Annotated in this window: 5 protein-coding genes and 1 tRNA gene; 2 read left to right on the top strand and 4 right to left on the bottom strand. The window is 70.2% G+C overall.

Annotation, left to right across the window (positions count from 1 at the left end; genetic code table 11):
• Positions 1-21 precede the first annotated feature (21 nt).
• Positions 22-864 carry a DNA/RNA non-specific endonuclease gene (locus BW996_RS22240; protein ID WP_051631551.1) on the top strand — a complete coding sequence of 281 codons (843 nt, stop codon included), beginning with the start codon at positions 22-24 and terminating at the stop codon, positions 862-864.
• On the opposite strand, the gene BW996_RS22505 is transcribed toward BW996_RS22240, so the two are convergent.
• Complete coding sequence (locus BW996_RS22505) at positions 848-4,279, bottom strand: PAS-domain containing protein (protein WP_139330883.1); 3,432 nt, start codon at positions 4,277-4,279, stop codon at positions 848-850. The two genes, BW996_RS22240 and BW996_RS22505, sit on opposite strands and share 17 nt — an antisense overlap.
• Positions 4,260-5,243, bottom strand: coding sequence for a methyl-accepting chemotaxis protein (locus BW996_RS21735; RefSeq protein ID WP_175619124.1), 984 nt, complete (start codon positions 5,241-5,243; stop codon positions 4,260-4,262). The genes BW996_RS22505 and BW996_RS21735 overlap by 20 nt, the downstream gene beginning before the upstream one ends.
• 544 nt (positions 5,244-5,787) lie before the next feature.
• On the opposite strand from BW996_RS21735, the gene BW996_RS13490 reads away from it, so the two are divergent.
• Positions 5,788-6,150, top strand: coding sequence for a response regulator (locus BW996_RS13490; protein ID WP_037484054.1), 363 nt, complete (start codon positions 5,788-5,790; stop codon positions 6,148-6,150).
• Between the two features lie 65 nt (positions 6,151-6,215).
• On the opposite strand, the gene BW996_RS13495 is transcribed toward BW996_RS13490, so the two are convergent.
• Together BW996_RS13495 and BW996_RS13500 are read right to left on the bottom strand one after the other, a co-directional pair.
• Positions 6,216-6,305, bottom strand: a tRNA-Ser gene (locus BW996_RS13495).
• A gap of 140 nt (positions 6,306-6,445) precedes the next feature.
• A partial coding sequence (locus tag BW996_RS13500) for a branched-chain amino acid ABC transporter substrate-binding protein (RefSeq protein WP_245801917.1) occupies positions 6,446-7,531 on the bottom strand: 1,086 nt, incomplete at its 5' end.

Consider the following 7,531-nt stretch of genomic DNA (forward strand, 5'->3'; position numbering starts at 1 on the left):
CCACGATGCGCGCCGTCCGCCTTGTCACTCCGCTTCCTGCCCTCCGCGCTGGCCTGTGCCGCCGCGCTCGTGCTGCTGCCCGTGCCGGCCAGCGCCTTCGACTCTCCCTTCAAGTCCTTCCTGCCTGGATCGGCGCGCACCGACGAGCAGCCCGCGACACCGGCCGCGGATGCGCCGCGGGGCTATCCCGGCAGCAGCAGCCGCTGCCCGCAGTTCTTCCCGCAGAAGAGCGTGCTGCCACGCATCGACCTCAGCCCGCAGCGCCGGCTGCGCGAGCTGTGCTTCGATGCCTTCGCGGTCGTTCATTCCGGCCAGAGCCGCACGCCGGTGCTGGTGATCGAGCGGCTGACGCGGCGCCAGCTGCAGGACGCCCGCGGCGAGGAGCGCACCAACCGCTTCTACCCGGAAGCCCGTCTGCCCTCGGCCGATCGGGCCACGCCGGACGACTACCGGAACTCCGGCTTCGACCGCGGCCACATGGCGCCGGCCGCCGACATGCCCACCGCGCAGGCGATGGCGCAGAGCTTCTCGATGGCCAACATGGTGCCGCAGGCGCAGCAGAACAACCGCGGCCCCTGGGCCGACATCGAGCAGGCCACCCGCAAGTACGTGATGCGCAGCCAGGGCGCGGTCCAGGTCTACACCGGTCCGATGTTCCCGAAACGGCCTCGCACCATCGGCGACAACCAGGTCTGGGTGCCCTCGCAGCTCTACAAGCTGGTCTACGACGAGAGCGAGAACCGCGCCTGGGCCTACTGGATCGACAACCGCGACGACGTGCAGATGCCGCGCCCGATCAGCTATGCGGAGCTGGTCAAGCGCACCGGCATCGAGTTCCTGCCCGGTCTCAATCCGAAGCAGTGAGCGCGCCCGGCCAGTCGGCCACCAGGGTCTGAAGCGCTCCGGCCAGTTGCTCGGCCGGTCCGGCAATGCCTGTGCACCAGTCCTGCAGCCGGTGCCCGCCCGGCGGCGGCAGGCCCGCCGCCAGCGCCTGCTCGGCCTGGGCGGCCAGCCGGGACAGGTCGGCTGCGCCCATCGTCGCGGCCAGGCCCTTGAGCGAGTGCATCTGCCGAACCGCCGCCGCCCGATCGCCCTGGGACAAATGGGCCTCGAGCTGCGCGGAACAGCCCTGCAGGGTCGGCACCAGCGCGATGGCGAATCGGTGCAGCACATCCAGACGGCCGGACATGCGCTCGAGCGCGGCCTCCAGGTCCAGGCCCGTCCGGACAGCGTGCAGGCGCAGCGCCTCGGGCAGACCGGCGGCATGGGCCGTCGGTCGCACGCTCGCCTGCCGGCCGGTCAGGTGCAGCAGCACCCGCACCAGCGCATCGAAGTCGAAGGGCTTGCCCACATGCTCGTCCATGCCCGCGGCCAGACAGGCGATGCGGTCGCCCGGCATCGCGTTGGCCGTCATCGCGACGATCGGCAGGCGCGTCAGGCCCAGGTCGTGGCGGATGCGGCCGGTGGCGGTCAGGCCGTCCATCACCGGCATCTGCAGGTCCATCAGCACCAGATCGAAACCGGGATCGGCCGAGGCCACCGCCTGCACGCCCTGCAGGCCATCGGCGGCGATCGTCACCTGCGCGCCCTCGCCTTCGAGCAGCTCGCGCGCGATCTGCTGGTTGTTCGGATTGTCCTCGACCACCAGCAACCGCAGGCCGTCGAGCCGGCGCTCGGCCGGCGCGGTGGCGGCCGGCGGCGATTCGCCACGCCGCTGCGCCGCCACCGCCGCCACGGTGTCCCGCAGCACCGCGGCGATCAGCGGTCGCACCAGGCAGCCATCCAGACCGTCGCGCTGCGACAGCGGCTGCGAGGCCAGCGCCACCCGGCCGCCGACGTTCTCCAGCGACAGCAGCATCACGTCCTCGTCATGGCCACGCAGCCTGCGGCACAGCGCGCGTGCCGCCGCAGCGGGCAGCCCGTCGACCAGCGCCAGCGTCACCCGCGGCCCGCAGGCCAGGCCACGTCGGACCGCATCGACCGCCGCGTCGGCGTCCACCACCGCCTGCGCCGGCCAGCCCAGCGACGCGGCCATCGCGACCAGCGCCTCGCGCGTGCCGGCATGGTCGTCGACCACCAGCACCTGCTGCGCCGACACACCCGCCCCGACAGACGACAGCACCGGCGCATTCCCGTCCGCGGCGATCTCCAGGGCCAGCTCGAAGCTGAAGCGGCTGCCCTGTCCGGGGTGGCTCTCGAGCGCCATCTCGCCACCCATCAGCATGACCAGCCGCTGACAGATCGACAGCCCGAGCCCGGTGCCGCCGAAACGCCGGGTGGTGGAGGTCTCCGCCTGCGAGAAGCCGCTGAAGATGCGCTGGCAGTGTTCCGGCGCGATGCCGATGCCGGTGTCGCTCACCGTGAACTCCAGCAGCACGTCGGTCAGGTTGAGCAGCAGCGGCCGCACCGTCAGCCGGACCTCGCCGGCCGGGGTGAACTTGATCGCGTTGCCCAGCAGATTGATCAGCACCTGCTGCAGCCGCAGCGCGTCGCAGACCAGCCGGGGTGGCGTGGCCGGATCGATGTCGAAGATCACCTCCAGCGCCCGCTCGCCGACGCTGGCGGCCACCAGATCGGCCAGGTCGCGCAGCAGCCGCTCCAGCGCGAAGGGCTGGGGATCGAGCTCGAGCTTGCCGGCCTCGATCTTCGAGAAGTCGAGAATGTCGTCGAGCAGGCCGAGCATCGCGCGGGCGGCCCGTCCGGCCTTGTCGGTGTAGTCCTGCTGCGCCGGGCTCAGCGCGGTGCCCTGCAGCAGCCGCAGCATGCCCAGCACCGCGTTCATCGGCGTGCGGATCTCGTGGCTCATGTTGGCCAGGAACTGGCTCTTGGCCAGGCTGGCCTCCTCGGCCTGGGCCTTGGCGCGCAGCAGCGCCGCGTGCTGGGCACGCTGCTCGCCGATGTCGACATAGCCGACGACCACGCCGAGCTCCTCATGCGCGGCCGGCATTGCGCTGACCGAGAGCCAGACCACCCGCCCGTCCGGGGCGAGCACCTGCATCACCGCATCGCGCACCGGCTGGCCGCTGCGCAGCGCGCGCAGGCTCGGGTACTCGTCGGCGGGCATCAGGCTGCCGTCCTCGCGCCGGAGGGTCCAGCGCGTGTCGTCGCAGTTGCGGCCGACATGCTCGGTCCGGCTCAGGCCGAGCATGCGCTCCGAGGCCGGATTGCAGTCGATGATGTGCCCGAAAGGATCGGTCACGGTGATGCCCACCGGCAGGAGGGCATGAATGGCCTGCAGCCGTGCCAGCGCCTTGCGGCTCTCGCGCGAGGCCGCCTCGGCATGCTCGCGCGCCAGCACCAGCTCGGTGATGTCGATGCGGAATCCCACCAGATGGCCGTCAGGCATGCGCCGCTCGATGATGCGCAGCCAGCGTCCGTCGTCGAGCTGCTGCTCGACCTCACTGTCGGCGGCACGGTGCACCGCCATGCGCTCGGCGATCCAGGCCTCGACCCGGCCGGCCGCGGCACGGTACTGGCCACGCTCTGCGCCGGCCCGGATGATCGACTCGAAGCTCGCGCCCGGCAGGATCAGATCGGCCGAGGTGGCATAAAGCTCGCGGTAATTGTCATTGCAGAACACCAGCCGGTCCTGGGGGTCGTAGACCACGAAGGCCTCGTTGACCGCGTCGATCGCGCCGCGCAGCAGCGTCTCGGTCAGCTTGTGCTCGGTGATGTTGACGTAGGTGGTGACGAAGCCGCCACCGGGCAGCGGCGCGCTGCGGATGTCAAGCGTCAGCCCGTCCTCTCGGGTGTGCTCCATGCGCTGCAGCATCGGCTGGCGTGCCACCGCGATGCGCGCGGCCACCAGCGCGTCGATGTCGCCGGCGCCATAGTCGCCGCGCTCGGCCTTGCAGCGCACAATCTGCTCGTAGGAGGTGCGCGGGCCCGAGAACAGCGCCTCCGGCAGATCGAGCAGCTGCCGGTACTCGGCATTGCAGATCATCAGGTCGAGCTCGCCGTCGAACACCGCCAGCCCGCAGGGCACGTTCTCGAGCATGCCGCGCAGCATCGCGTTGGTGTGCGCCAGCGTCTGCAGCAGGCCGTCGTCCTCGGACGGCGCGGCCGGCTGATGTGACAGCGGCACCGAAGGCTCCCGCCTGACGGCGGCACGCCACAGCAGCAGCGGCGCGGCCAGCAGCAGGCCGCCCGGCAGCGCCCACATGGCCGCCGAAGGGGCCTGCAGCGTGGTCAGCAGCCACAGCACCAGCGTCTGGGCCAGCAGCACCAGCAGCAGGCTCTCCAGGACGAGGCGCCGGGCCTCAGAAGAATTCGACCGCACCCTGGGCTGCCGGCGGGTTGGGGGCCGATGCGGCGGCGGTCGCCGCGAAGGCCGGCGACCGGGCAATGGACGGCGACGCCGGCACGGACGCGGACTCGCTCATGCCGGAGAGCCGGAACTGCGCCAGCACCCCGTCCAGATCACGCGCCTGGGCCGCCAGCACATCCGCGATCGCGAAGGTCTCGGTGGCCAGCTGCAGGTTCTCGCGGGTGGTCTCGCGCAGCGCGAACAGCGTGTCGCGCATCGCCAGCAGCCCGTCGGCATGCTCGTTGGTGTCGGCCGACAGGTTGTGGAAGGTGGTGTCGACCCGGGTGACCGCCTCGCTGAGCCGCTCGATCGTGGTGCCGGCGACCGAAGCCAGCGCACTGCCCTCGGTCGAAGCCCGCACCGACTCGCCGATCAGCCCCTTGATCTCGGCCGCGGCCTGGGTGACGCGCTGCGCCAGCATGCGGACCTCGCCCGCCACCACCGCGAAGCCCCGCCCCTGCTCGCCGGCACGCGCGGCCTCCACCGCCGCATTCAGCGCCAGGATGTTGGTCTGGAAGGCGATGCCGTCGATCACGCCGATGATGTCGGTGATGCGACGCGCGTCGGCGTCGATGCGGTGCATCTGCGCCACCATGCGGGTCACGATCTCGCCGCCCTCGCGGGCCAGCGCAGTCGCCGACTGCGCGGTGGCGCGTGCCGCCATCGCCGCGCCAGCACTGTCCTTGACGATCACCGCGATCTGGTCGAGCGACACCGCCACATCGCCCAGTTCGCGCGCGGCCTGCTCGCTGCGCTCGCCCAGGCGCTGGCCGCTGTCCTGCAAGGTGGCCGCGGACTCGCCCGTCGACTGCGCGGAGCGCCGGGCCTGCGCCAGCATCTGGCCGACCCGCTCCTGCACATCCTTCAGACGCTGACCCAGCGGTGTCTCGGCCCTCAGCACCTCGAGATTGAGATGGATGCGTCCGGAGCGGCCCATCGCGCGCACCAGGAAATCCACATCGAACAGCGCCTGCGCCTGGTCGGCCCGCCGGCGGGCATCGAGGATGCCGAAGACGCCCTGGGCCAGCGTCAGCAGCAGCCAGACAGGCAGGCCGGCCGGCCATCAGCAGCGCCGCGCCCTGCAGCAACGCGGCCAGCAGGGGCAGCAGGGGCCGCTGCAGCAGCGGCAGCAGCATCAGCAGCACCGCGCCGGGCAAGGGCGCCAGCGTCTGGGCCGGCCGCTGCCATGGCCAGATGGCCGCGCCCAGCACCGCCAGCCCGAGCAGCAGCAGCCCCGGCCTCGAGCGCAGTGCAGCCGCCAGCCCATGGGCTGTACGGCTGAGCCAGGAAGAAGGAATCGTTTCCAGGGAGCGGTCGGACATCGGCAGGACTCGCAAGGGGTCGACCGGCAGCGTAGGTCGCCTCACGCCAAGGGGTCCGGGCGAACAGCCTCAGGTCGATCCGGCTGTTTCCACCATCAGACGCGCGTCACGCCTCTAGATTCGGCAGCATCGCCTTGCCTTGCCGACCGGAAACCGCCCATGAAACGTGTCCTCGTCATCGACGACCAGCCCGAGATCCGCGAACTGATCCGGATGACCCTGGAGATCGAGAACATCGAGGTGCACGAGGCCGGCGATGGCAGCGAAGGTCTGGCCAGCGCCCTGCGGCTGCGCCCGGACCTGGTGCTGCTCGACGTCATGATGCCCGGCACCCTCGATGGCTTCGCGGTCTGCCAGCGCCTGCGCGGCGACGCCACGCTGCGCCGCACGCCGGTCATCATGCTGACCTCGAAGACAGAAGCCGCCGACCGCCGCCGCGGCCTGGAGTCCGGCGCCAGCGCCTTCCTGACCAAGCCCTTCAGCCCGCGCCAGCTGCTGTCGGTGGTGGACAGACTGGCCTGACACGCTCTTCCTGGCGGGGCACAAAGCAAAAACCCCGAGCCATTGAATGACTCGGGGTTTGCATTTGGCGGAGAGGGCGGGATTCGAACCCGCGGTGGGGATTAACCCACACACGCTTTCCAGGCGTGCGACTTAAACCGCTCATCCACCTCTCCGGAAAGACATGCATTCTAGCATGAGAAATTCATGATTGAAAAGATCTGCATGAAAAAGGGGGCCGAAGCCCCCTCGTCGTGTCGTCGTCGCTGCTGCCGCCACGGACCCCGGATCCGCCCGACAGCGCAACGCCCGACGCTCAGCGCACCACCGCGATCTGCTCGCGGTTGCCACCCTTGTAGGTGAACATCGTCAGCGCGCCGTTCTTGATGTCGCCCTTCTCGTCGAAGGTGATCGTGCCGGTCACGCCCTTGTAGCCCGAGGTCTTCGCCAGCACCGGCAGATACTTCGCCGGATCGCTCGAGCCCGCCTTCTCCATCGCAGCCACCAGCACGTTCACCGAGTCGTACACATACGGTGCGTAGATCTGCACGTCCGCGTTGAACTTCGTCTTGAAGCGGGCCTTGAACTCGTCCATGCCCTTCTTCTGCTCGCCTTCGACGCCGCCAGCCTCGGCGCACACCACCTGGCTGTCCTCCATCGCGCCGCCCGACAGCTTGGGCAGCTCGCCCGAGCAGATGCCGTCGCCGCCCATGAACTTCGCCTTGATGCCCAGCTGCTTCATCTGCCGGATCATCGGGCCCGCCACCGCGTCCATCCCGCCGAAGAACACGATGTCCGGCTTCTTCGCCTTCAGGTTGGTCAGGATCGCGGTGAAGTCCGTCGCCTTGTCGTTGGTGAACTCGCGCGCCACCGTGCGGCCGCCCGCGGCCTTCACGCCCTTCTCGAACTCGTCGGCAACGCCCTGACCGTAGGCGGTGCGGTCATCGATCACCGCGATCGACTTGCCCTTGAGCTGCGTCACCGCGTACTTGCCCAGCGTGCCGCCCAGGTGCACGTCGTCCGCCACCACGCGGAAGGTCGTCTTGAAGCCCTGGCGCGTGTACTTCGGGTTCGTCGCCGTCGGCGACACCTGCGGAATGCCCGCGTCGCTGTAGATCTTCGACGCCGGGATCGACGTGCCCGAGCTCAGGTGGCCCACCACGCCGGCGACCTTCGAGTCCACCAGCTTCTGCGCCGCCGCCGTGCCCTGCTTCGGGTCACCGCCGTCGTCCTCGGCCAGCAGCTCGAACTTCACCTTCTTGCCGCCGATCGTCACGCCCTTGGCATTGAGCTCGTCCACGGCCATGCGCGCGCCGTTCTCGTTGTCCTTGCCCAGGTGCGCGATGCCGCCGCTCGTCGGGCCCACATGGCCGATCTTGACCACTTCCTGGGCCGAGGCAGA

The organism is Sphaerotilus natans (genome assembly GCF_900156335.1).
GTDB classification, from domain to species: domain Bacteria; phylum Pseudomonadota; class Gammaproteobacteria; order Burkholderiales; family Burkholderiaceae_C; genus Sphaerotilus; species Sphaerotilus natans.